Annotated in this window: 26 protein-coding genes; 15 read left to right on the forward strand and 11 right to left on the reverse strand. The window is 33.3% G+C overall.

Annotation, left to right across the window (positions count from 1 at the left end):
• Positions 1–125: 125 nt before the first annotated feature.
• From DI076_RS20395 to DI076_RS18905, 6 genes are all read left to right on the forward strand, one after another.
• Positions 126–482, forward strand: a complete 357-nt coding sequence (locus tag DI076_RS20395; RefSeq protein WP_245918590.1) for a hypothetical protein — start codon at positions 126–128, stop codon at positions 480–482.
• A gap of 509 nt (positions 483–991) precedes the next feature.
• Positions 992–1414: a hypothetical protein gene (locus DI076_RS18880; RefSeq protein WP_108961403.1), complete on the forward strand. Its 423-nt coding sequence runs from the start codon at positions 992–994 to the stop codon at positions 1412–1414.
• Between the two features lie 618 nt (positions 1415–2032).
• Complete coding sequence (locus tag DI076_RS18890) at positions 2033–2563, forward strand: helix-turn-helix domain-containing protein (RefSeq protein WP_108961405.1); 531 nt, start codon at positions 2033–2035, stop codon at positions 2561–2563.
• Positions 2564–2661: 98 nt separating this feature from the next.
• Complete coding sequence (locus DI076_RS18895) at positions 2662–3255, forward strand: type IV toxin-antitoxin system AbiEi family antitoxin domain-containing protein (RefSeq protein WP_108961406.1); 594 nt, start codon at positions 2662–2664, stop codon at positions 3253–3255.
• Positions 3248–4117 (forward strand): nucleotidyl transferase AbiEii/AbiGii toxin family protein, encoded by an 870-nt coding sequence (locus DI076_RS18900; RefSeq protein WP_108961407.1) that lies wholly within the window; start codon positions 3248–3250, stop codon positions 4115–4117. Before DI076_RS18895 ends, DI076_RS18900 begins: the two co-directional genes overlap by 8 nt.
• A 101-nt stretch (positions 4118–4218) precedes the next feature.
• Complete coding sequence (locus DI076_RS18905; RefSeq protein WP_245918591.1) at positions 4219–4407, forward strand: hypothetical protein; 189 nt, start codon at positions 4219–4221, stop codon at positions 4405–4407.
• A 751-nt stretch (positions 4408–5158) separates the two neighbouring features.
• Here the strand turns inward: DI076_RS18905 and DI076_RS18910 are convergent.
• On the reverse strand, positions 5159–5380 hold the full coding sequence (locus DI076_RS18910; RefSeq protein WP_167396562.1) for a helix-turn-helix transcriptional regulator: 222 nt from the start codon (positions 5378–5380) through the stop codon (positions 5159–5161).
• A gap of 70 nt (positions 5381–5450) precedes the next feature.
• Between DI076_RS18910 and DI076_RS18915 the strand changes: the two genes are divergently transcribed.
• Both DI076_RS18915 and DI076_RS18920 read left to right on the forward strand, forming a co-directional pair.
• Entirely contained in the window at positions 5451–5960 is a 510-nt protein-coding gene (locus DI076_RS18915) for a hypothetical protein (protein ID WP_108961408.1), read from the forward strand.
• Complete coding sequence (locus DI076_RS18920; RefSeq protein WP_108961409.1) at positions 5935–6951, forward strand: MORN repeat-containing protein; 1017 nt, start codon at positions 5935–5937, stop codon at positions 6949–6951. Before DI076_RS18915 ends, DI076_RS18920 begins: the two co-directional genes overlap by 26 nt.
• A 76-nt stretch (positions 6952–7027) precedes the next feature.
• Here DI076_RS18920 and DI076_RS18925 read toward each other — a convergent pair whose 3' ends face one another.
• Entirely contained in the window at positions 7028–9079 is a 2052-nt protein-coding gene (locus DI076_RS18925) for a hypothetical protein (RefSeq protein ID WP_108961410.1), read from the reverse strand.
• 189 nt (positions 9080–9268) lie between these two features.
• Here DI076_RS18925 and DI076_RS18935 point away from each other — a divergent pair, with 189 nt between their 5' ends.
• Together DI076_RS18935 and DI076_RS18940 are read left to right on the forward strand one after the other, a co-directional pair.
• Positions 9269–9556 carry a helix-turn-helix domain-containing protein gene (locus DI076_RS18935; protein WP_135358410.1) on the forward strand — a complete coding sequence of 96 codons (288 nt, stop codon included), beginning with the start codon at positions 9269–9271 and terminating at the stop codon, positions 9554–9556.
• A gap of 150 nt (positions 9557–9706) precedes the next feature.
• On the forward strand, positions 9707–10321 hold the full coding sequence (locus DI076_RS18940) for a tyrosine-type recombinase/integrase (protein WP_282432611.1): 615 nt from the start codon (positions 9707–9709) through the stop codon (positions 10319–10321).
• A 29-nt stretch (positions 10322–10350) separates the two neighbouring features.
• On the opposite strand, the gene DI076_RS18945 is transcribed toward DI076_RS18940, so the two are convergent.
• Positions 10351–10593: a helix-turn-helix domain-containing protein gene (locus tag DI076_RS18945; RefSeq protein ID WP_108961414.1), complete on the reverse strand. Its 243-nt coding sequence runs from the start codon at positions 10591–10593 to the stop codon at positions 10351–10353.
• A 524-nt stretch (positions 10594–11117) separates the two neighbouring features.
• On the opposite strand from DI076_RS18945, the gene DI076_RS18955 reads away from it, so the two are divergent.
• Both DI076_RS18955 and DI076_RS18960 read left to right on the forward strand, forming a co-directional pair.
• Entirely contained in the window at positions 11118–11855 is a 738-nt protein-coding gene (locus DI076_RS18955; RefSeq protein WP_108961416.1) for a hypothetical protein, read from the forward strand.
• Between the two features lie 163 nt (positions 11856–12018).
• The gene (locus DI076_RS18960) at positions 12019–13032 is read left to right on the forward strand and encodes a tetraspanin family protein (protein ID WP_108961417.1); all 1014 of its coding nucleotides are present in this window, start codon (positions 12019–12021) and stop codon (positions 13030–13032) included.
• Between the two features lie 273 nt (positions 13033–13305).
• Here DI076_RS18960 and DI076_RS18965 read toward each other — a convergent pair whose 3' ends face one another.
• Complete coding sequence (locus DI076_RS18965) at positions 13306–14028, reverse strand: hypothetical protein (protein ID WP_108961418.1); 723 nt, start codon at positions 14026–14028, stop codon at positions 13306–13308.
• Between the two features lie 508 nt (positions 14029–14536).
• Between DI076_RS18965 and DI076_RS18970 the strand changes: the two genes are divergently transcribed.
• From DI076_RS18970 to DI076_RS18985, 3 genes are all read left to right on the forward strand, one after another.
• Complete coding sequence (locus DI076_RS18970) at positions 14537–15136, forward strand: hypothetical protein (RefSeq protein WP_135358411.1); 600 nt, start codon at positions 14537–14539, stop codon at positions 15134–15136.
• 309 nt (positions 15137–15445) lie between these two features.
• Positions 15446–16138: a metallophosphoesterase gene (locus DI076_RS18980; RefSeq protein ID WP_108961421.1), complete on the forward strand. Its 693-nt coding sequence runs from the start codon at positions 15446–15448 to the stop codon at positions 16136–16138.
• 446 nt (positions 16139–16584) lie between these two features.
• A complete protein-coding gene (locus tag DI076_RS18985; protein WP_108961422.1) occupies positions 16585–18105 on the forward strand; it encodes a hypothetical protein in 1521 nt (506 codons plus the stop codon).
• 540 nt (positions 18106–18645) lie between these two features.
• Here the strand turns inward: DI076_RS18985 and DI076_RS18990 are convergent.
• The 7 genes from DI076_RS18990 to DI076_RS20400 form a co-directional block, all read right to left on the reverse strand.
• Positions 18646–20607: an ATP-binding protein gene (locus tag DI076_RS18990; RefSeq protein ID WP_108961428.1), complete on the reverse strand. Its 1962-nt coding sequence runs from the start codon at positions 20605–20607 to the stop codon at positions 18646–18648.
• A 229-nt stretch (positions 20608–20836) separates the two neighbouring features.
• Positions 20837–21157, reverse strand: coding sequence for a hypothetical protein (locus DI076_RS18995; RefSeq protein WP_108961423.1), 321 nt, complete (start codon positions 21155–21157; stop codon positions 20837–20839).
• Positions 21158–21278: 121 nt separating this feature from the next.
• Positions 21279–22082 carry an IS3 family transposase gene (locus DI076_RS19000; protein WP_108961424.1) on the reverse strand — a complete coding sequence of 268 codons (804 nt, stop codon included), beginning with the start codon at positions 22080–22082 and terminating at the stop codon, positions 21279–21281.
• Positions 22079–22345 carry a transposase gene (locus DI076_RS19005; protein ID WP_015675631.1) on the reverse strand — a complete coding sequence of 89 codons (267 nt, stop codon included), beginning with the start codon at positions 22343–22345 and terminating at the stop codon, positions 22079–22081. The genes DI076_RS19000 and DI076_RS19005 overlap by 4 nt, the downstream gene beginning before the upstream one ends.
• 33 nt (positions 22346–22378) lie before the next feature.
• On the reverse strand, positions 22379–23038 hold the full coding sequence (locus DI076_RS19010) for a hypothetical protein (RefSeq protein WP_108961425.1): 660 nt from the start codon (positions 23036–23038) through the stop codon (positions 22379–22381).
• A gap of 206 nt (positions 23039–23244) precedes the next feature.
• Complete coding sequence (locus tag DI076_RS19015) at positions 23245–24753, reverse strand: LA2681 family HEPN domain-containing protein (protein ID WP_108961426.1); 1509 nt, start codon at positions 24751–24753, stop codon at positions 23245–23247.
• 199 nt (positions 24754–24952) lie between these two features.
• A complete protein-coding gene (locus tag DI076_RS20400) occupies positions 24953–25393 on the reverse strand; it encodes an integrase core domain-containing protein (protein WP_369689777.1) in 441 nt (146 codons plus the stop codon).
• Positions 25394–25933 lie beyond the last annotated feature (540 nt).

Raw genomic sequence — 25933 nt, forward strand, 5'->3', positions numbered from 1 at the left:
TAAATGATCCAAATAATATTCATCATTCAAAGTTTAAGGATCAATTTGAAGCGAATATTTCAGAAGAGGAGACACTAATTCTAGTTGAAGTCTGTTTTGATAAAGATAAATTCAAACAAAAGGCATTGGATTTAGATCTATACCAATTTGAACTGAATGGGAATCCTTCGAATGATACATTGGAAGTCATTTATCCATACTCCTTTCTTATAATGGGGAATCGAAACCAGCTTGAAAGACCAATACTGATCAATGAAAATTATCCGAACCAAAAAAATGTGATCAAAACCGCAGATGAATTTGTGACCTGTTACAGAACATTTTTGAAATTTAAGAAAAAATTCCAGAAGGATGGAAAGAATATTCTAAAAATTATGACTCCAAGAAAATCTTTTATATCCTTTGATTTTTACATTCATAATGGAAAATTTATCATTCAGAAAAGTAATGATATAGATCTAAAAGTCAAAAGTGAAGTGTAAAGACCTCGGGCATTATTACGAGGGAATGCGACGGAATTAATTCGGATAAAATCAGCCGGTTCATTTATATGTGAGTTACATTTCTTCTATGGAATTATGTCTCTTTAGTATATGCTTTTGTATAGAAAGGCACATCGGTAATACTCTAGATCACTCACATGGTTGACACTTAATTTATTAGGGGAGGGGATTTGGCTATAGTATTGAATACTATTTCTGAGAAATTTAATTTGCTTCTATTGTTTAAAATAATTTGTTCAGAGAATATTTAAGTGGAATTTTGTACTTTTCAAGAACAAATAAGTTAATTGAGAAAAAGGATTAGTTCGTATTTTCGAAATAAATTTTTCCAAATTGAAAATCCATTATTTCAATTCTTTGAATTCGATATTGTCTGTATGAAGGAACACTCTTGCCAGAAAAAACTTTAAATTGCGTTCTGATCAATTTTTTTACTATTTTCTCTAATCATTTTTCAATGCTCCTCACCTATATACAAAGAGCATGAAATGGAAGTGATAAACGGTTCCAGTTCGGACTACGGCTATCTTCGTTTCAATAATAACCTCAATGATGGAGTCGCGGTGATCCAAACTAAAATTTTCAAAGATCTAACGAAATGCCATGGGGATTACATTTGTTCCGGAGAGGATCATATCAAGCAATATGCGAACCTTCGTCCCACCAATACTTCTTTTGCGGTTCCCTTAAAAGTTGGTGAGTATTATGCCAATTCGAAACTCATATACAGTGAAATGTCATTTTTTAACTGCAGGAAAAGTGAAGTAACAATTTATCACGGTTTCCGATTCAAAGAAGTCTATGACCCAAACCATCCATCCGATCGATACTCGAAAAATATTTGTGAGTTATTAGATCGAAATAAAGTCGTTTGTCCTTCAGTTAAAATTTCCAAAAAAAGGGATCCATGAGACAACAATCACAAAAGTAGAAGAGAGAGGTAGATCGTTATCCATGGGTCATTTGTTAGATGCCAATATTGTATTTTCTACATTTAATTTTCTGTTTTGTGGGCCGGTATCGAGACAGATTGATTTTTTGGAGGTGAGGAGTAATGTATTTCCTTAGTTGGATATTCGAAAAATTGCTAAACCAAAAATTGTTCTCAGAAAATATCATGATAATGTTGCCAGAGCTTGATATTTCTCATTAAACGATAATAATCATTTATTATTCTTTGTGCCATAGAATGTAATTTATTATTTCTCAATAACAAAAAAATTCTTGTACTTTTTCACATTCCATTGTTTCCTTGAATTGTCTTAGGTGAAGATCCAAAAAGACGCGATTCCCCCTCGAGTTTGCCCTCTTGGGGGACCTTTCTCCTTCCCCCGAAATCTCCCAAATTATGTCTCATTGTGGTTGACAAAATCCGACCTTTAGATTTAGGTTTTACTGTCCGGTAAAAGGCATTTGTCGGATGAGGTAGGCAAAGACCTCGGATCACTTCACCTAACTTGATCCCCCGCCACAAAAAGGAAGTTAAATGGTTTGGCCGAAGGCGTGTCTAGGCAAACCGAAGGGACAATATGAGACAAGGAATTTGGATCCCAGCTCGCATTGAGAGTAGGAGGGACCTTTCCATTGCGGAGAAGGTAATTCTTTCTGAAATTGAAAGTTTTACCTCGAGTGGAAAGTGTTTTGCATCGAACGAACATTTTGCGAACCTCTTGGGTTTGAAACCAGATACAATTTCGCGTATGATTTCCAGATTGAAAAAACGAGGATTTGTCGTTCAAACAGGTTTTGATGGCCGAAGACGCTTCTTATCCTTGGGGTCTACTTTGGATGAAAGTACGAAGCTAACAGAAAAGACGATTATCACTTCACAAGCCAGCTCAATTGTCTTTTCCTCTCCAGCCTTGGATGAAACAATATCTCCTCTACAGAAGAATTCAATAATTAATAAAAAAGATTTGTATAAAGAGATGTTAGACAAATTCCCTGACGCTACTCGAAAAGCAGTGGAACGTGTTTTATTTGAAGGAGAGACTCCCACTTCGAAGCACTTGGCAAGAATCGTAAATTCGATAACTGCCGTTGTTGTAGGAGATGGGTAAAGATCGGATAGAAACTTATTTTTTCTGTCACGATTGTAATTTTTGCTTTCCAATCTCCAGTAAGTATACTAAAATATACTTACTGGAGATACTTGTGAATGTATAAAACTCACCAACTTGTCATGGAAGAACTTTCTTTTTATTCCGCTCCAAAAGCAAAATTGAGTAAAATGATCAAATCAAACGAGATCATCCATCTTAAACGAGGAGTATTTTTAGATAAAAATGATACATCGTATTCTTTGTTTAGTATTGCATCGGTTTTATATGGTCCATCCTATATATCATTTGAATCTGCTCTGGCCCATTATGGTATGATCCCTGAAAGGGTAAAAGGCATCACTTCAGCAATATATAACAAGAAGAAGAATAAGAAATACCATACTCCAATAGGTGACTTTTATTATTTCTATCTTCCAAAGTCTGCCTATCCATTTGGAATCGTACGGAAAGCAGAAGATGGTCAGGGTTACTTAATCGCAACACCAGAGAAGGCAATTCTTGATGTAATTTACAAAAATTCAAAGTTGAAAGGGGTAAATGAACTTAGGGAATTTCTTGTCGAAGATAAAAGAATTGAAGATGGAATGTTATCTCGATTAAACAAAATTGAAGTCACTAAACTTTGTCCAATTTACAACCAACGTCAATGTCTATTGTTACCTAAAATGCTAAGAAAATTCTATGCATAGTGCTATTGAAAGTATGCTTCAAAAGTATCAGTGTAAGACCACTGATGATTACAAAAATGCTCTAAAAGAAATCATACAAGAAGTTGCCCTCCTTGGGCTTTTTAGAGGCGGCTTCTTTAAATATGCAGCATTTTATGGAGGAACAGCACTTCGAATTTTTTATAACTTGGATCGTTTCTCCGAAGACCTGGATTTTAGTTTAGTTCGTAAAAGCAATAAATTTAAATTCCAAGATCATTTGCGATCTCTCGAAGATGAATTGGGATCTTATGGTTTTGATATGTCTGTCGAAGTAAAAACAAAAAAAATAGAAAGTCAGATCCAATCTGCTTTTATTAAAGGTGGAACACTGGTGCACCTAATTAAGATCAATACCAATCAGAATCTTGGACTTCAAATTCCAGAAAATGAACAATTGAAAATTAAATTAGAAATTGACATTGATCCACCGGCAAAGGCATCTTATGAAACAAAATACCATCTAACGCCTATTCCTTTTCCTGTTACCTTGTTTACCAAGCCATGTTTATTTTCAGGCAAAGTGCATGCAGTTTTATGTAGAGATTGGAAATCTCGAGTCAAAGGTAGAGATTTTTATGATTACGTTTGGTATTTAAAAAACAAAACACCGGTTGATTTAGACCATCTCAAAGCGAGGATGGTGCAATCTGCTCATTTAAAATCAAAAGATAAATTCAATATATCGATTTTAACGGAAATGCTTATTGAGAGATTCAAGTCCGTTTCCATTTCGCAAGCTAAGACCGATATTCTGCCTTTTGTTTCGAACTCTCAGGAATTAGATGTCTGGTCAACTGAGTTCTTTATACAGATTACAAAAGATCATTTAAAGTCCGAATAGAGCGAAAATTACAGCAATCCAGCTAAGTGGACTTGTTACCACTAAAGGTAAGTTTAAAAATTGACCAGTAAAATGGTCAATTAACTGGAATTAAATGCATCATGAACATAACAAGAACCTATTCTCGTTTGGCAAAAAATGCCCGTTCTCTTTTAATAAAGGAAATCCAACTGACACGGAAAGAAATGGCTTGGTCGGAACGAATACTCGCTGAACGGATTGGAATCTCTCGGATTACCTTACGAAAAATTGAAGTAGTAAATATGACTGTGGCTATGGTCATGTCGTGATAGCCAAATAGAATGCTATTCGCTTGGCCAAGTTGGTTGGGATTAATGTCGCCGATGTCAATCCAACAAAAGCCGCAAAGAAGGTTTGAAGGACTAGGAAACGAATAGTAGTGGCACGCATTCTCCTTGCGACTCGGTGAAATGTTAGCGTGTGGTGCAAGTTAGGGAAAGCTAAGTGAAATCATCTGACACCGATTTGCTTCTCCAAAGGAAATATTGGAAGAGCTTTTAAAGAGATTGGTCTTCAATATACTTTCAGAAAATACCTATGATCATGCAAGTAACCACTGTGCCTTTTGGGATGCGAAACTCTGATTTTGACACTACTCTATGATATATATCCACATGCAAGATAGGGTAACGAAGCAACACAAGCTAAGCTCGTCACAGGGGAAGATAGAAGGAGATAAATTCATTTATGTATACAAGCTAGAAATCAGCTCCTTCTACAGAAACAATAGGTAATTGAATTCGTTAATCAACAAATTCATATAATCGAAAAAAGGAAAACGTTATATGAGGAAGAAGAGCTAAGCCAAATCGATCGAAACTTACTTTGGAGAAGACAGTTTTTAAATGTGTATTCAATATTCGGTTAATTATAAAAATTATTCGTATATACTATCTTAAATCATCACCCAGCGTAATTTTAAGGAAACTATTCAAATCTATTTCCGATTGTAATGAAAGAAAAATATTAATCAAATTGAGAAGGATTATTTGGTTCACTAAATTATTTATGAAACAATTTTTAAACATCCAACAGATCTTTTGGTTTCACTTTCAGTTTCTTTGAAATATTAAATAATGTTTTTATAGTAAAATTCGATTTTCCTGCTTCAATTTCTTGTAAGGTTCTAACCGGAACTGAGTTCTCTCCCAAATCATCAAAACTTTCCTGAGTTAAGGCGCGTTCGGCTCTAATTTTTTTTATTTTTTTACCAATTTTCAATAAATATTCATTTAATTCCACACGCAATATAATGTGTGTTAAGAGAATTATGGAGGAACTGATGAATAAAACTTGAATACTGTTGTAAATATTGGTTAGCTGCAAATCTTCTTTTCAAAGCCGAGAAGCTGCTCAGAAAGAATCTGAGACTAATCCAGCTATTTTTGAAGATTCACTTTTTATTAAAGGTAAGCTAGCAGGAAGAGTTGTCTCCTGGGGTAACTTCTCTGATCCAAAACCTGAGTCAAGACAGAAGTATCTGGGGATGCTTATGGGAAATTATCAAGCTACTCCAGGCTTTTCTGAAGTATTCCCATATGATTCTTGCGGAAATAAGGATACTAGAGCATACAGAGGTAGTGAATTTTATGATCTTAAGGGAAATTTGAAGTTAGTGATCATTGAAGACATTGTTGATGCAAAATTATGCAAAGGCACTGGTCAATATATAGTTCTTACTTACAAAACCAAAGGAGAAGGTTATTTCGCTCGTTCGAATGATTTTTTAAATATCTTTAGAAAAATCCAAACACTTTATGATGATTCATTTGCATATATCGCGATTTTGAAAAAGCATGAAGATTTATTTACTAACGATTAGTCTCATTTTCTTCAACTCATGTCAAACGACAAGAGAGAAATTCTGGAAGGAATCAAATCAGCATAAGCTTGTTGCGACCTGTAGAGACATTACTGCAGTAACTGCTAAAACTGGTGAGTGCATTCAGAAAACATGTAAACCTGGAGTTTGCAAGACTGGTGATTGTCTTAATGGGAAAGGTAGTATGCTTTTCCCAGAAGGATCTAGTTATGTAGGCAGTTTTGTAGATGGTGAATTCCAAGGTAAAGGCACATTAAATTTATGTGATGGAGCTGTTATTGAAGGAACATTCCAAAATGGATTTGCCGTTGGAGAAGCTAATTTTTTTTTAGCTGATGGCAGTAGATACAAAGGGCCGGTTGTAAATAGTAAACCACAGGGATATGGAATGTGGGTATCTGCAGACAGATCTCTTCTCTATGAAGGTGATTTCTCAGACGGTAAAAAGAATGGATATGGAATTCTGGAGTCTAGCGATGGTGGAACATGGCAAGGTGAATTTAAAAATGACCAACTAGATGGAGAAGCTAGATTCAAGAATAAGGAATTCAGTCTAAACGGGGAGTGGAAAGCCGGTAAGCAGATTGGTGAACACAAATACCTGGATATGAATGGTCCAGGTTATGTTCGATTTTCTGATGACGGAACAATATTAGAGGCGAAAACTGCAGAAGATATTAAGAACGATAGAGTTGCGATGCAGATTTTTGCAAGAGCACTCAAAGACCAGAAAAACCAATCTGATTTACGAAAAGACAAAGATTTTTGTAACAAATTAATGTATCAGTTGGCTGATTTTGTTGGAAGTTCTAAACATACTGGTTGCAGTGCTCAGTGTAGATCGGCGTGTGGAAATATGTGGGACATCAATTCCAAAGAGGGTGATAGGTGTGAAAGACAATGCAGATTATGTTGGCAGGTTCTAGAATTTGAACCCAATGATTGTAAATCAGTAAGTCCTTATCCGATGGTAATGCCTGATAGAATTTAAGGCAGTTCACATAGTAGATTAGATTCGGTTCTTCTTTAAAGAGTTGTTTCTGATCTACTATATGTATCATTCTGAGTTAATCATATTCGGGAATTTCTAAAATGGAGAAAATAATGATGATGGTTTCAAATTCATGTGGTCTTGATCTACCTATTGCTTGAATGAGTTCATTTTTTGCCAATAGGTAGTAAAGTTCATTAATTTCATCCTTCTTCGATATTTTGTAATAGTAGGTGCTGTTGTAAGACTTAGATGAATTTTGGTTCGAAAGTTTAATTCTAGTTTTCTCAATCAGATCAAAATTGCAGTCCTTTCCATCGCCAATTCCAAGAGCAGTTACGAATAATTTGAAGTAATCACTACCTGGAATTGGAGTTCCTAAGATAAATAAATTTTCGCCTTTGATGTTATTTTGAGATGTCGTTGCATAGAAATGTAAGTCTGCTTTTAATCCTTTGTAGGAAATTACTTTGAAACCGTTATTTCTGTAATCAGCTATAAATTTCTGTGCTAATTCTTTATTCTCTGGCTTAAGTAGATCTGTTTTAGAGATATTGTTTTCAGATATTCTTGTGATTTTACTTGAAAGTTTTGGAGACTTAATTTTCAAAACCCTCAAATCGTCTTGAAACAGTTTCTCATAAAGTGGGAGAAGGGGAGTAGCAGAAAGAACAACGTATGTTTTGTCTGTTGGTAGATGTGATTCTTTAAGGATACAATATTCGTTACCTTTCATTAGAATATGAACGGGATTTAGGAGCATCTCTAAAAATCTAAGTTCATTTGATTTAAGATTAGGATATTTTTTTGAGAATAAAGTTGGGTTACTGATGCTGATATCTAAGATTGATAGGACCAGGATTTTCTCATCCTTTGAGAGTATTATAGTTTTTGTCTGACCTTCTTGAAGGCTTAAAATTTCAGACGTTCGTTTCTTTGATCTTAGGAATTTGAAATGATTTAAGCAATCTGGAAGATTGATTTTTAGTGTTTGAAATTCAAAAAAAGAATCTAAGATACATTCATCAAAGATAATGGTATCGAATTTTTCTTTTGAAAGATTGCTTTTGAAAAATTTAGCGTGTGTCGTGACTATGAACTGATTATTGGAGATTATTGAATTGCATTCTTGAATGTAGTCTTGGTAAGCTTGGTGAATTTTTAACTCTAAATCATTTTCTAGATTCAGTTGATCGAGCCATTTAGTTGTGTAAACTGAATCTTTTGATTTAGCTTCTAGATATCTTTTTACAGAAATAGGAAGAGAGGGTAGAGCTGTGAAGTTTGGAAATTCAGCTATGTTTTCAAGACGTTTTACCAGAAGAAGTATTTTCTTGTTTTTAATTGTTTCTGGTAGTAGATTAACTGCAAATGATTTTCCGGTTCCTACTTGGGATGATATGACATTCATGTTGTGAGTTGGATTCTGGATCGTTTGATGGAGTAGATTTTGAAGTTGAGTTCTAGCTTCTTCCAGAGATGGAGAAGGAAAAGAGATATCTAGTTTTTGTTTAATATCTAGGTGTTGGTTCGTAAAATAGAAATCGGTATAAGAGATATTCTGTTGAAATTTTGTTCTTGGCGATCCGTAGAAAAATCTTGAACATTCGAATAGAACTTCATCGTATACTGACTTATTCTCCCCAAAGAAACTTTTCCTTAGTGTATAGCTGAGGAAGTTTTTGCAAGAATCGTAATAGCGAGCAATGTCCAAGTTTGGAATTGCTCTCCCTACCTTTTTCAGTAAGATTTCTTGGTATTTTTTAGTTAATTCTTCTATGAGATATTCAGGCATTATTACAAGCATGTGGATGTGATTGCTGGTATGGAAATTCTCAGTTGTGTGAATAATCGCTATTTTTGGAAAACATAGGTAGATTTGATTTCTTTGAGAGTTTTTAAGTTCGCTGTTAAGGTATTTGTTTTCTAGATTTTGGAAGGTTTGCGTTACTATTTCTATTATTTTTTGAACTGAGATTGGGTAAGGGAAGATGGGATTAAAAGTTAATTGGAAGACTTTGTAGTCAAGGAATGGTGCTTTCTCGATTAGGTAGTCGAATTCTTCTCTTAGTTTCTCTAGTGAGTAACGTTTTGTATTTGGTTTTAATTTAGATATTGCTTCGCCCATATGCTATTTTCCCTTTTCTTTTTTTTGAGAAATTTCATTTGTTAAGGCAGTCCAGTAACAAATTAATTTTTCCTTCTAATTTATCTTATCCCTCTCTACAAAAAGTTTGTTTGGAAATCGCTGAATTTGTTGGAAAAATTAAAAAATTTTTAAAAGAAAAGGCAAATAGGGGATTTAGCTTCCGAAATATTGGTCGATTCAGAAGCAAAAAAAAAGAAAATGGTGTTATCTAGGGAAAACGTCCATTTAAATGGACAGATGAAGCTGATAAAAGAAAAAGCCGAATTAATTCGGAGGATTCAAGCTAAGATGAAAACTGACGGACGGACTATTCGTCAGTTGGCAGCTGATACAAATTTATCCAAATCTCAAATTCACAAGCTCGTTGTAGACGAGCATCCGAATGTCTCGCTTGATCATGTTTTAATAGTGTGCCAGGAGCTTCGAATTCCCTACGAACTTAGTTATAAGCCTTAATGAATTGACAAGACTTAAATGTCCATTATAATGGACAAAAGGAGATAGCTCAAAATGGAAAACTCTAATATTGTCTACTTTCCTTTGCGTAACGATAACAATCATGCAGCTCGAAAGTCTAAAACTCAATCCGATCCTGTTTTTGGAAGAATGTTGGGGAAGGGATTGACTGACGAAACTATGCGAAACCTTTTTCACAAATTTTCTAGTCCAAAAGATGAAAGGCAATTGAGAGATCGTATCATATTTCTTTTGGCTTCCTCAACAGGGCTTAGGGCAAAAGAATTGGTGAATCTAAGGTTTTCTAATCTAATAAAAAGTCCTGAAGGAGAAATCTTAGTCAAATACGTAAAAAAAGGAGGGACATACGGATTTTCTGTAATTTTGAAGGAATTGATTTCAGAAGTGAAGGAATATCACAAATTCATCAATGTTGAATCTGATTTCTTTATTCTCAGCTTAAAAATGAAGAATCGGAAAAATAGAAATCCGTTAACAACAAGAGGACTACAACTTATAATCAATGAATGGAACGTCATGACTGCTTCTGGTAGGAAAATTCATCCTCACTCTCTACGACATACAGTTGCACAAAAAATATTCGATAATTTTGGTTCCATTGCAGCACAGAAAGTTCTTGGTCACAGTTCAGCCAATACAACATCCAATTACTACACAAGACCATATTTTAACGCCGGTTCAGTCCTTAATTGGAAAAATCCTGATTCAATGAAAGTTAGAATAAGCAAAAAACTACCAACTTAAACTTTTGGCTAGAACTGCGGAATTCTAGATTAATTCTTTTTAGTTTTCGGCGAGTTAGATGGAATATCAAGTAGGTCTCGTGGTTGAACACCTAGAGATTTTGCAATTTTGAAAATGGATTCCAAATTTGGTGGATTAATACCGTTTTCAATACGCTGGTAGGTTCGGACACCCATTTCTAGACCAGAAACTTCTTCCTGGGACATACCTTTTTCTGTTCTAATTTTTTTAATATTTTTCGCTACTTGGTCTGCAAATGACTTAAAATCCATTCATCATTGTAAATAGAATTTGCCATTTATACCACGTCATGTATGTAGCGTCATTAATGACGTTAACGAGAAATCACCTTCACTCGGGCTTTGAACTTTGTTAAACTTCTCAATCTGAGGGAAATGTTAAATTGGTTTGACATATATGACGTGTCAGATATAACACGTCATATATGGTGAGCAAAGTAAAATTATGTTTTTAAGAGAGATCATTTTTTTAACCCAAGCTACGCTACGGTTCTTTGCTTTGCATATGTATAATCAAATTTGCGAATCACTTAAGATGAATTTCAAGAAATGGTTTATACAATTTGCGGATTCACTTTTTTTCAAAGGTAATTTGGCATCAAAAATCGAGAGCAGGGAAGGTAAAATTTGCTCAAATCGAAAATTCAGTCGAAAAGATTTGCTTTTGCTAAATCAGAGCAATTCAGGTATTGAAGAAATTTTCCTTCAAAAGCTCTGTAGTAGCAAACATGAGAGAACGGTTTCAAAATAATTAGACACAAAATAAAGGAGTGAGTATGTATAAAAAAAGCTGTATCTTAGGTGCTTTAATTTTTCTAACTGGTCTAGCACAATGTGTTACCATCAAGAAAATGGTAGGGAAAGTAAGTGGAACTTCATATTTAAATCTAAATGAAACTATCGAAGAATCGATGGAAAGGCCAGCAATTTTCGAAGAAGACATTTATTGGCATGGAAAGAAAGTTGGAAAAGCGAAATTTTTAGCTGCAGCAAAAGGTTTTGCAAGCTTGAAAGATGCTTTCAATGCAGAAAAAAGAAAGCTAACGGAAATATATGAAACTGCAAGTTTTAAAGCTTTTCCACAAACATACAACTCCATAAGTGTTCCCGCTTGCAATGAAAAAGAAAAAGAAAGAGAAGAAAAATCAATGTTCTATCAAGGAATCGCTGCCCTTGACTTAAATGGGAAAGAAAAATTTACCATTGGCGAAATTTCGAGACCGGATGGTGTATCTTGTTCTGATTGCTCGACAGAAGATGACAAAAAAAAGGGAATTTCGAAGCAATGTGCTAACGTGAAAAATACTCAGTTCACTATTTTTTATAATTTTGAGAACAACCAAGTTTATCTTGGGGAAGCTGATGAAAGTATAAAAAGCCTAAGTGCTGGATTAAATTATGAAGAAAGCTGGTCAGAGAAAGCTCGAGATTGGATAGTTTGGAATGGAAAGCCAGCAATCGAAATGCTCAAAGCAGATACTAGTCCTAGTATGCAACAAGCACCTAAAAAATAATCTTATCAAAGCCAAGAAGAGCTTCAAAAAAGTTTCACTATTTTGATCTTTCTTGGCTACTTTCAAGTTCATGTCGATAGCAATATCGGTTTTGTTCGCATAAAATTGAATTCTCAAGGACGGACTGTCATAGGGAATTTAGGCACTTTAGAGGAGAGCAACCATGGGTAACAATTCTTTTAACACACTGTTAGACCTTTATCAAACAGCCAAAATTTCTGAAACTAACCGAAATACAAATTTATTGTTTCAAGCGGCGATGGAACAAAATGAACTTATTCTGCAATTACAAAAGCAGATAGAAAACGCACAAGCTCATTCAAATCGAATTGCAGTTCAGCAATTAGAGGTTCAGTTACGTGATGAGATGACCAAACATGAACAAAGATTACTTAAAGCATTTATTTTTAATATTGAAGTTATTTTAGAAGATTTGTCGCAACTGACTAAGTTAGAAGAGTATATTTTTTTAAACAAAGAATTCACGCCTATTTTAGAGCACATGCCAGATGCAATAGAGAGACTTGAAAACATTGAAGATAAGAGAGTTGCAAATAAACTTTATAAAAAGTTAGATGAAAGATTAAAATTGTCAAAATCTGCAGAGAAGGATTTCAAAAAATCTGATTTCTATACGTTAGAAAAAATAGAAAACGATATTCAAAACTTTGTGATACCTGATGAACCCAAAAAGGAATATGTTCCTGATCCTCAAAGAATCCCATACCTTGGAAAATACGGAGTATCGACTTATCTTTTAATTTTAGGTTCAACTATAACATTCCTTTCATTTTTAGGTCTTTTTGACTCTATCAAAGAAACTGGTATAAGAGATAATCTAGTAAATATTTTCTTTTGCCTATATTTGATGGCTCAAATTGTAATTTTGCCTTTTTATTATGTTATTAAACGAAAAAATAATCATAGGACTAGAGATGAAATTGAAGCTGAAAATCAGAAAATAAAGGCAAAAAACGATGAAATTAGAATGGAAAAGCAAAAAGTTTACGATATTGAAATACAAGCTTTCCGCGACAATGAGACTGAATTAAAACAGCTCAAATTGCAGAAATCTGAATTAGAAAATAGAATTAAATCTGAGCATTCAAATTATATACATTTTCTAAAAAAGGTATTGAAAATGTTTTCTCCAAATAAATTTGAAAATTTAAAGTAATTTGGCGATTTGATAATTGTTCTCACATTTTTAATAAGTCACTTTTAATTAAAAATTTTTAAGAAATCTCTTTGAGAGAGAATCGATAAATTACTAGAGTTTATTTAATAATCAATAATATAAATAAATGATATTTAAGGTCGGAAGAAATTGAAGAATAAAAACTAGCCTGCGGCATGAATTTTTGTATTGGTTCAATAGTGAAAGCGGAGAGATTAATTTCCCTCCGCTCTTACATTATAGGTCAAAATTAAAATAGGCTATCATTCTAAACTAACTGAATAATGCTTCAAGCCTGTCCATGATAATGTCGTCTTTATAGTCTCTTTCGCCATTGACTCGTTCATGAATTGAGTCATTTAGAAGCTTATGACATTGGAATTCGTCCGAATCAAAATTTAAATTGTCAGTTTCATTTTTTGCAGTGGAGAAACTAACTATCGACAAAGATTCTCGGTATGACTGTTTAGGATTATTCAGAAAATATTCGGAATCAAACATCCAATGTTCCATCAATAAATCGATTGTTGGAAATTCAAAAATTTCATTTTCTATGATTGTTCTAATTCCATGAAAAGAATTGGTTTTTACTGAGTAGGTACTGAATTCTCGAGCAAAATAACCTTCCAGCATAAATATAAGATGCTCTGGTATATAGCAAATTACTCCAATGATTGGTTGATTGTCTCCATATTCATTTATTAACATGAAACCAATTCTTGGAAAGCATGCATTTATAGGTTGGTTTTTTTTTCTGTTATTGTGATTGATTGAATAACTAAAAATGAAGCTCTCCATTTTTTTAAAGACTCGATTTACTGCTTTTTCCAATATAGGATGCTTGATTCCCTTTTTGGAATCAGACGGGTTGGTACGAAAGCAAAGAAATACTTTCCTGTAATTTAAAAGTTTAGAGGATTCGACGATTGAGTCAAATTCCCTTGCCTTCTGCCTGATTAAATCTAAATGTTCTTGTTTTAATTCTATTGTTTTCATTAAAAAACTCCATTGCTTTTAGATTATTATAGCCAACTAAGATTAGAGTTTGTTTGAAGATTGAGAATAATTGAGCTTCCGACTGATTCTTTTGCTCATTTTCTGATTATTTTCCATTAATCGCTGAGAAAAATTATCTTATTTCGGTCTCTTAAGCTGATTTTAGGTCTTCTGCTGACTAAAATTCCACTATTTTCAATATTCCATGAATTCTCTCAATCTTTTGGAACTAGATAAATTTGACAGCGCACGAAATTATCAGATGTGATTTTAGATCGGAGGTTATGATTTTTTCTAAGTATATTTTTTAGAGTGCCTTGGGCTTTTCAATGCGGCATAAGTTTGTATATTCAATCTCAAAATATTTATCACTGATACCTTGTTAGCTGCCAAAATTTAATAGAAGCCCGACTAAAAAGAATCTATTTTTCGAAAAATACTTTCCTAAAAATCACTTTGTTAATTGTTATGCTTTCTTCATAAGGCTTTCATAAAGTTCAGGTGGCGTATGAATTCACAAATTATTGAAGAGTTAGATCATTTTATCAGGACTTCCATAGGTATAGATTATTCGGATGAGAAGACGATCGCTAGGTTGAAGGGAGAGTATTGTGAAGAATTTTTTGATTTTTCAGATCATTTTCAATCTGAATTGAAAAAAGAGAAGTATGCAGAATTTTTACAAAATTTTGATAAATATGCTCCCTTGGTTTTTGAAAAATACAAAATAAAACCAGAGTCAACGTCTTGGACTGATCCGAACTTTTCCCGTATTTTCTATTATTTTTCTCAAATTATTCCAGATAATGAGATCAATTTAGATCTATGCCGAGTCTTCTTTTACAGTATCAATTCTCTGTCAGCTCATCTTAATCCAGGAGACTGTAATTACACGATCGAAGATTTAGCAGAGCGGGGAAAACTTCATATGATTCTTGAATACTGTGAAGATGCGTTGATTTATCTTTGGGAGAACGATGCTAATTATTTCTATGATCGTCTCGAAGAACATTTTTCTTTCTGCGAAGAGAATTTTCCTGAAAATATCGATGCCTTTAAAGGCACGGAATTATATCAAAATTGGCTAGAGGATCGAAATCATGAGTAGTCAGTTTTCGTATTCAGGCAAGAATATATCGGTTTCACTTCATTGGTCGAACAATAACCTTTCTTTTTCAGTTTTTAAAATCAATCCAGAATATGAAAATGGAGATTTGTTTTTTTCAGACAAATTCTTAGTCGATCAAGATGGGAAATTTTTGAACTATCTTTGCCTTCCTTTGGAAGCGATAAAAGCCACTCCGAAAAAACCAGCTACTTATCAAATTGGTAACATCGATTATAATATTTTCGAAGCAATCTGCAGAATTATAAGAGAATTCGACCAATTATCGATAGAATTTGAGATTAAAGATTTATGAAAGTATTGGCGATTGGCGATATACATGGGCGTGATGTTTGGAAGAAAATTGATTTTGAATACTATGATGAAGTTATCTTTGTCGGTGATTATTTAGATTCTAGAGAAAATTTGTCAGACAAGGTAATTCTAAAAAATCTAGCGGGATTGATACTGCTTCAAGAGAAATACCAGCATATTCATTTTTTAATTGGTAACCACGATCTTCAATATACAGACGTCGAATTTTTTAATTCTGTCACTGAATACCGAGAATCATATGCTAAGAGAGCACAGAAGCTTCTGAAAAAACTAAAATGGAAGTTTGCGGTACAATTCGATGACGTTTTGTATACACATGCAGGATTACATCGAAAGTTCTATGATTTGATTTCTGAGCCAAATTCAAGGATTGCAGATTCAATTAACTCGTTTGGATTTGAGAATCAGGAAATTTTCTTATTCACAATAGGTAGCAAACGTGGGGGAAGTGCAGAAGCAGGTAGTCCCATCTGGTGCGATTACGGTGAATTATTGGAAGAAGAAAATCCACTCCCCATAAACCAGGTTTTTGGTCACACCGCGACAAAAGGTGGGAGAATTGCATTTAAAGGACAATTCTATCGGCAGTGTATCGATATTCTCACAAAGTATCCAATGGTTTATGAAATAATAGATGGTGGAATTCCAATTCCGATGCTAATCATGTAGCGGATTGGAATTGAATAAGAACTAAACTTAAGAAAGAAAACAACTAAGGTGAAGAAATTGATAGGTTATATGGGTAAATTAAATGCCAGAAATGCATTCAACAGGCGATTTAAAGATTCCCGGCCTTTTGAGTCTTCGAACCCTATCCCAAATTTGTGATGATATGTTCAATAAATGAATTATCCAGAAATTACAGAAAATTAAATTCGAAAATTTGCTAACCAATTCAGATTCAACTTATAAGTGTTATAAATGGATGAAAAATAGTAATCAGTAGCGAATGCAGGTATAGGAAACCAACCATGGTGCCAAACGGCACCATTAATTTATGTTTCCTACCAAATTCGAGTATTTAATTGAATTTACTGGGAATATTTAGCCTAAAAACGACACTTTTTTCTTGAATTGATAATTACCTTTGAAATGTTTGTAGTTCGAGATTAGAAATGAAAGAGCCAAAAAAAAGAAGAGTTAGTGTTTACTTTGATATCCGCGAAATTGTTAGGAAATTAGCTATTTCTAGAGAGGATAAAGAAATCTATACACTTTTTCTTTCTGACGCATACAAGCATCTTCGAAAGGAAGAAAAAGAATACCTACATTCAAAATTTATCAAACATAGGCTCGGAAATGGATATTTAGAGAAAATAAAATTTTTAGAAGATAATAAGATTATAAGTAGAGACAATCGCTATATTGTCGGCAGAGAGTCGAAAAGATTTTTTATAAGCGGTATGAATAAATTTTCAGAGAAAAAAGTAAAAATGTATGTTAGTGAACAGACTAGAATCTCGTCGAAAAAGAAATTCATTTTCAGTTATTTTCCAGAAATTGAGTTCAACAAGAAGAATTTGTTACGACTTTCACTCCGAATTGATCAGTATCACCAGGATTTCAAGAGAAAGATTTTAAACTTTCCAAAGTCTGCAGAATTTGAGCTTTATAATAAATTAGTCAATTCAATCTCTCTCAAAAATCCTAGAATTACAAAACGAAATGAAGGTTCGAGACTTTTTCATTTCGTGACATCATTGAAAAAGGGTATGCGATATTTGCTTCTAGCCGATGGAGAAGAAGTTGTCGAAATTGACATGTCCAGTGCCCATTTTTATTTCTTGATTTTACATTTGTCAAAATTGAAAGAATTTGATGGTTTTGCTCAAAAGAAGGAGTTGGAACAATTTAAAGCATTAGTTTTAAATAAAAAACTTTATGAATTTTTTTTGAACGAAACTACTATTAGAAATTATACTTTCCCAAAAACGAGAGGAGAAATTAAAAAGAGACTTCTATCCTATTTATATTTGCATCCTGATGAGTATAAAAAAGTTAGCAAGAAAGGATATAAATATATTGCTCATCATGTTCAAGGTGCTTTCGAGGAAATGAGAAGACATTTTCCACTTATTCATCGATATATTACAAAAATTTCTGGTCGCGAACTTCAAAAGCACCTAGTTGTCTATGAATCCAAATACATGCTCCGAAAATTTGCGGAGATAGTTAAACGCGATTGCCCACATTTATTCTACGTAAACATCCATGATGCGATACTTTGTAAAGAATCTGAGAAAGATATAGTTTTTGAAATTTTAAATCAAATTTTCTCGAATGAAAAACCAGATTTTAAAGTTGAAAATATTCGGGATGCTTTTCTCGAATTAAATGAAAAAGTAGTTCTTCGTAAATCAAGAGCAAAAGAAATTAAAGTTAAGAAAATAAATACGTTGAGAGTGCAGGTAGTAGAAAATAAATTTATAGATACAAATTTTAAAATTACTAAAGAACCGAGAATAGGAGATACAAAGAACCAGACGTTGGCAAAGATTAAAAAGATCAAGGAATTAAAATTTAATTATGGAAAGATCTTAAACGCTTACAAGGCAAGTATTCTTCAAACAACATTTACTTCTTATCGATCATTTATAGGGCATGGTGAGTTTCAAATTATTATCAATAATGTTTAAAAAGATTGATACTTATTTTTGAAAATTGAAAGAATTTGGAGATTTTTTCATTTTTATTCACGGAAATTTATCAATTTAAAAATTTTTGCAATTATTTAGGATTTAAAATCGAAGTTTTGATTATTGGAAGTTTTTAATTTTAATGAACCATCTTTTCCTCGGAAAAAACATACTCTTCCTTTATTTCCAGAGTTCTTAGAAATGAAATATTTTACAAAATGCTGAGTAAATTTAACGCCAATTTGGAAGCTAACCAGAACGAACAGATATCAAAAAGCCACGGTATTATTCTCCTTTAAAGGCATTCCCAAAGCTTTCCTGTAAAGGTGATCTAAAGGGAATAAAAACCTGAAAGTTTTACCCATATCCTAAATCATACAAATCAACTAAAGCAATTTACGAACTAGTGGACACGACTTTTCTCATAGCTGAGCCTCGCAGAGGCTAGAGAGTAGGTACGTCTACTCGCAAAGCGTGAAGCCTGACGGAGAGAAATGTTCCGATGCGCATCGTATCCATGCTGTTATACGAATTACGGATTTAATTGTTATCAGCAGGTTCTAAAGCGTATTCACTATTGAGTAATTTAAAGAATACTGTGTTTCTATTTAAGGCCAGTTTATATATATCTTCATAAGAATAGATTTCTATTCGTATGTCGACATAGTCAGGTGCGGAAGTTTTATTAAAGCCAATGGAAAATTTTTCATTAAAATAATATGAGGATTCTAAAAATGGTATTTTATTTGGAACACCTGCTATATTATTTGAACTTAGTTCTTTATAAATATCACTTTTTCGAGCTAGTATAATTCCTGAATATAGGACTTGGCTTGGATTAATATCCCAATCGAGTAACTTAACTGGTTCCTTGTAAAACTGAGTTGCATATCTTTTTACTTGGGCAACCATACTTTCATATTTATCGCCTGAATTATGTGCTTTGGATGTAGATTTTAACTCTAATATTAATAACTCTTTAGTCTGTTCAGGGTCATCTAGCCATAAATATATATCTGAAAGTTCTTTTCCCTTTTGAGAGCTGAGAGCTTTAAAAGAAGAGGAGAATATAGTGTATTTATCATCGAGAATCCATAAATTGTGAAGGTGGTTAATTTTGTCTGAATGATCCAATGTTTCCTTACGTTTTAAAAAAAGGTCGTGAATTTCATCTTCTAATTCAGATTTAACTTCTCCATCTTGATCATATCTTTTTATTAGGTCATGTAATTTATTTAAAACACGATTTCTATGGTTAACATATATATTGAGACTAGAGTTTAAGAGTTTTTCAGAGTCTTCGTTATCCACTTCAGAACTTGTCCAGTATCTTTTTTCTGCTCTTCCTTTGTTTTCGATTGCATAATCGATAATTTCTTTTTCTTCTAGAACTCTATTCGAATTTAAGGTTCTTTCTTCATCTATGAATACAGCAATTGAATGATATTTTTCTTTTATTGTTTTTAAGTTTTTTTCGGTTTTCTTTCTATTGGCTGTAATTTCGTTCTTAAAATGATGGTCTAAGGTCTCTGACATTTTGTTTTGTATTTGGTTAACATGAGATTGTGAGATTTCAATTTTATCTCCCTTTTGGTCAACATTTTGATCAAAATAGTCTGATGTTAAATACCAATCGTAAGCTTTGGTTAAATCAATTTCATATTCCAGTCTTCCGACTTCAAGATCCGCCTGTAGCTGTCGCGCAAAGCATTTTATTGATTGTTTGAATTTCGGGCTATCTTCTTTTTCTATTAACCAGAGTTTGAATTGGTGATTTTGGGTAATGTCAGAATCAAAGTTTACTTTAAACTGAATTGAGGTAATTTTGTTTTCAATATATTTTTTGTTTATTTTGACATTACTGTTGTTATAATCAATTTCTAAAGTTAATTTTTCATTGTTGATAATAAAGGGAAAAAAGTTTTCTATGAAATAGTTTCGTAATTTTTCAATATCATCATATTTGTAGATAAAGGTTTCTAATCTTTTGAAACTTTGCTGTTTAGTGAATCTCATTGTCAACTTCGTTGAAGTTGTTGTTAAGTTTGTTTTTTTTCCACTATCTCGTTCAATGTCAAAAAGTGTCGGACCTGTATCTGGATAATTGAATTCTTGAATTTTGTAGTCTCCATTCTCCTCATGAACTGATGTAAAATGTGCGTAATCAGTAAAGTAGACTATTGCAAGTCTGCCTTGACCGAGTGGTTGTAGGTTTAGATTTTTTTTTTCGGAATTTTGTAGATCTAAATGGGTAAAATATTTCCTATTTAAAATATTGAATCCCTCGCCATTATCAATAACTGTAATCTCAGCTTCGCTCTCTTTGAACTGTATTTCTACTTTGATATGTGGCTTATATTTATTTGATTTATCTTTAGATTGTTTTATCAGTGTTGCGTGTATTGAATTTGATACAGTCTCTCTAATTAAATATCCGAATTTTTCTCTTGAATTTTTGTAGATTTTTTCGGATCGATAGTATACTTGAGACTTTTGTTCCATAAATTCCTGTATTTCATATTTTGAAATATGTATTGTAGTGTGAATAGCCGAAATTTCGTATAATAAACTAAACTTTCGAAATTCCCCAACCCTAAGTCCCACCGGGACATTAGGGACCCGCATGTAGCTTGCGAACGCAAGGCGAATGCCAGAAGGGGAATTTGCCGAAATCCGAGCTAGGGCTTGTCTCGAAGTCTAGCGGTATGTCGCTTTTACTCGCAATGCTTGTTTAGAGATTTTTACTGAATGCTCTTAAATTTATGTTGATTCGGACTTGAAATTCCTGATGAAGTAATTTTGCCAAAAGAGTATAACCATATCGAATTAAATCTGAATCTATGGATACTCCTGTTGATTTGTGTGCAATTTCATTTCTTAGTTTACGTATTTTATCAATTATTTTCAATTCGTCAAAAGTTAGTTGACCGTTTAATTCTAAAAGATTTGAGACAATTGATGTCGTAAAGTCCTTACCTGTAAGAAATTCTTTTCTCTTTTTATTTATATTCGGTTTACTATTTAAATTTACTTCCCATTTTCTATTTAACATTCTTTCTATGCTAAAGTATAATAAAGTTAAGGCTATTTGGTTATTTCCTTGTTTGAAGTTCGTAAGCGTGACCTGCCCCCATTTTCAGTACCAATGGATAAGTTAGTTTTCTCATAACATTTCAACCATAAGATCGTTTAAACTCAGAAGGAGTCAAGTAATTCAATGAAGAGTGAAGACGCTCGTCGTTGTATTCCTTTTGGAAAATTCGCAAAGCGTCGGTTAACTCTCTTTGATTTTTAAAGTAGTGTAGATTCAAACACTCATCTCTAAGTTTACCATTGAAACTTTCTATAAATGCATTTTGTGTTGGTTTTCCTTTTTCAATAAAGTGAATTTCTATCCCCTTATCTTCTGCCCATTTCTGGAAGTCCTTGGATGTAAATTCTGTTCCATTATCCAAAACAAATGCTCTTGGAAGTCTTTCGAGGGTGTTTAAATATCTGATCAACTTTTCTGACGAAAAAGTAAACTCTGCCTGAAGTATGGTATTCTCTCTTGTTAAATGATCAATACCTGTTAAAATTCTTTGCTTTCTTCCATCAATCGTCCGTTCGAAAACAAAGTCCATTGACCAAACTTCGTTTGAATTCTTAGGCAATGGTAGTTGCTGTGATGATGCATTTCTTTTCTTTCGCTTCGGTTTTGTCCTTATTTTAAGCCCTTCTAAGCAATATAGTCGATATACTTTCTTATGATTGATTGTCCTACCCGACCTTCTTAACCTTTGGTAAATTCGTCGATAGCCTTCCCGTTTCCATCGAAAAGCTAGTCTTCGAATTTCGTTCATTGTCTCTTCGTCAATAGCTTTCGGCTGATAATAATAACTTGATTTAGGAAGAAGAACAACATCTAGGCTTCTGTTTAGAGAAAGTCCCTCTTCAACTAGCAGATCAACTGCTCTCTCCTTCGTTGATCTGCTCAAAACTTTTTTCCCAAAACATTCTTAATTGCTTGGATTTCGAGAGCCATGTCAGCTACCAATCTTTTGAGATTTGAATTTTCCTGCTCGAGTGCCTTCATCTTCTTGATTTCGCTAAGCTCCATTCCTCCATACTTGTTACGCCAGCGATAAAATGTTTGTTCAGTGATTCCGTATTTTCTTGAAAGTTCCTTGATTGGAATACCTGTTTCTGCTTCCTTTAATATCCGAAAAATCTCGCTTTCTTCTATCTTCTTTCTTGCCATAATGCTCTCTCCTTAATATCGGAGAAAACTAACTTAAATATCGGTGCAGTTTTTGGGGAGCAGGTCAAGCGATCTATAAATGTCGTCTAGGTGTTGGAATAATTCTTTATTTTTGTATACTAGAGAAAAAATAATAAAGGCATGATTGATCGTTTCAGCTGATATTATTTGTCGCTCGTAAAATATTTCATCCACAAGTAGAGATTTACTTAAATCTAATTTGAAAACGTCTCTTGCATTAAAAAATTTAGATGAATATCCATGAACTGGAGCAGAGGAATTCATTATATGTTTGTTATCAAATTGAAATCTTAAAACATTTAGATAATTTACTTCTAATAACTGAATACTTGAATTATTTTCTAAAGAAACTAATGAAGAATCAATTATTAATTGCAGTATATTTAATGCTTTAAAGTATTCTCCCCAAAAATTTTCTCTTTCCATCATTTTTACTTTTGGAAAATTTAAGGATCTGCCAATTTTAGTTCCGATTGATTCGAGTTTAGTAATGCTTAATGCAATTAACCCGTCTTGCCATGCTTTTATTTTTATTTCAGAATCAAGATGTTGATTTGTTACAAGGTTTATTGAAGATTTATAACTGGATTCATCAAACGGTTCAATTTGGGGTAATTTGTCTATCCAGAATGGTCGTGCTGTGTAAAATCCACAGTAGTTAGTTTTTATCATTTTTTTTCCTTAATTTTTAATTTCTAGCATTGCGACTAACAAACTAGGCTTACTGAAATTGTCCGACCCTGAGTCCCGGATGGGACGTTAGGGACGGGCACGTCGCTTGCGGATACAAGCAAGTGACAGGAGGACAATTTGGCGGAGCCCAAGCGAAGGCTCGTCTTGAAGCGAAGCAGTAAGTGTCTGTTATGCGCCGTATTTTTTTAGTATATTCCGTGCTGAAATGTTGCATACAAAGGTAAGTTAAGAGTAGTTTCTTCTCTGTTAGGTTCAATTGCCAATATTGAATAATACAAAGCTGCTTTTACACGTTGGCAAAGGTCTAACCATTTAATTTTAAGATCGTCATTAGATATTTCCTCTTCATTCATAGGATTACGTAACACAGTAACTTTAACAAAAGAATGGGTTAATCGATTTCTTATGGATTTAAATGAGTGAAAAATTTCGTTTCTTTGAAAATCTAATGCTAAGGAGTGCAGTGCTAATAATTGTTTTTTTTTCTCTTGTTTCAATATTGTTTTAAATTCTGTTGATGTGAGCCAGTTGAAATATAAATCTTGTGATGATTCTATGCTTTTAAAATAGAACCGAATTAGATGGGCTATCTTGTCGAGACAATTGCTAAGTAGAGTAAATGATGCCTTAATTTTTCCGTATCTATGAGAATTGCGGGAATAATCTAATGCATAAATGAAATTCACATTATTATCATAATTTCTTAATGAAATATCCGAGCTTTCAAAGTAAATTAAACGTGCAGTTGAGAAATCTTCTAAAATTTGATTAAATATTTGAAATGTATAATATGTTTTTTTTGACATGCCTGGACTTTGTAAGGATTCTTCAAGTGATTCTATGGCATGTGGAAAAAAGGAATCCCTTAGACTATCTTTATCATAATAGTATCCTAAATCAAAGTTAAGGTATAGGTTATTAGTAATGCAAAAGCGTTGATATTTACTCATTAGAAAAGGTGGATTTTTAGCTTTAATTGCCTTTAATTCTCGAACAGAAAGATAGTTTTCGATATACTTTATATTTTCTTGCACGAACGTAAGTATACCTTCTCCCGCAATCGAAACTAGTCGCGGATCATCTAAAGATCGATTTAAATTCTCATGGGCCTTTTTTAATAGTAGAGTTGGTTTATGCTCCGATGGATATAATTTAATATAGGATAACCATCCAGTTGCTTGATTAACCAGAGCAATTCCAAAATTTGGATCAACTTCAAGTATTTCATCATATATAAGTAAGGCTTCGTAGATTCTTCCGTAAGTCTTCAGCACATTTGCGTAATTTGTCCGAGAGCGTAAAAAATAGTCTTTATCGTCTGCTGAAACTTTTAGAAGTGCTTTTGCGCCCTTTCGGAAACAATCTGAATCAATAAGAATGTTGAAAGAATCGTGAGATTGTATTTTAAGTTGTCCCAATCTTAAATAAGTATTTCCCATATCGAAATTAGATTTATTAGATTCAATGTATGTTTCATTCATCCTTGAAATAGCACATTTCAATACTTTTTCAGAGTTTATATCAAATCCAATATCGGAAATAAAGCCATTAATTGAATTTGCATAATATTCATTTGATCGAAATTTTCTTTCGTTCTGAGAAAGCCATTCAAAAAATTGACCCTCGCTAAGATCCTTCTCCTGAACCTTATTATATAGTTTAGAATATTCTTTCTTTATTTCTGATTTATCCATTGAATTGTATATAGTTGAAGGTATGATTTCAACACATGGTTAACGATTACACTTCAGAAGAAGGGTAATACTTTTTAGTAACCTTTCTTGGTATATGAACTTTGTATGAATTGGAATTAGTATTAATCAAGGAAAAATTTTGATCGATAGTTCCTAACTTATTATTTCCAAACCAAACATAAACGGAATCGATATCTTTTTAAATCCCGACATTAAAACCGTTGAATGTATTTCCTACCATGATGAGATGTCCGTTCCAGTTAATGCAACCTCTCTTGTTAAAAAGTCTTTGTTTGAATCCAAATGGATACGCGATAAGAAGCTCAGCATTAGGATAAAAAAGCCTGTGAGATTTAACATAGATTTGTTCTGGAGTTTTCATATTAAGAGCCTCATGCGGTATATTTCTAATAAAATCGATTCTCCATTTATCGAAGAGGTTTTGGAGTAGAGTATGATTTCCAACGCTTCCATGTTGTAGTTCACGAGCTATGTCTCTATGCATTCTTTCATGAGCGCCATTTTGGTAAGGTTTACTCGGTTGGATACAATCGCGCGATACCAAGGGAGAGCCACCAAAGAGATTGCATCGAAGCGAAAGGCGGACCATTGTCAGAGCGAATGACATCAGGTAGTTCATATATAGAGAATAACCTAATAAATTCAGCCTTAACGGAAGTGATGTCACCTTTCTTAAGAGTTTTAATAGAGAGAAGGAATTTGGAGAAATCAGCTCTAATCGTGAGAGTACTGACTTTCTATCTGTCAGGAGTATACCTCAATTCTTTGAAGTCAACAGTCCAAACGTGGTTAGGACTTGTAGCTTTCTCAGGCATAGAGATTCTTTGACCCGCATTTGCGAGTCTCTTTTTTCTCTTAGTCTCTCGTAATCCTGCTTTTTTATGGAGGAGAATGTGGCGTAGCCCGAACGAGGTTGATAGTGCCGAAGTGAAGCGTATTCCCGAAGTTATATGCAGTGTTCAACAAATTCAACTTTCGACTTTAATCTAAGTTATAAGCGATTGAGTGTAATCTATAAAAGCTTTTCTTATTGATAAATTTAAAGTTCTTATATTTTCAAATTGATCCACATTGATGGAAATTTTTTGAAAAGATTCTATTGGGTCTATGCTTGCGCCTAAAATTGAGTTATAATTTGTATTCCAGTTCAGATGAAAAC

The sequence above is a fragment of the Leptospira ellinghausenii genome (assembly GCF_003114815.1).
Classification (GTDB): Bacteria; Spirochaetota; Leptospiria; order Leptospirales; family Leptospiraceae; genus Leptospira_A; species Leptospira_A ellinghausenii.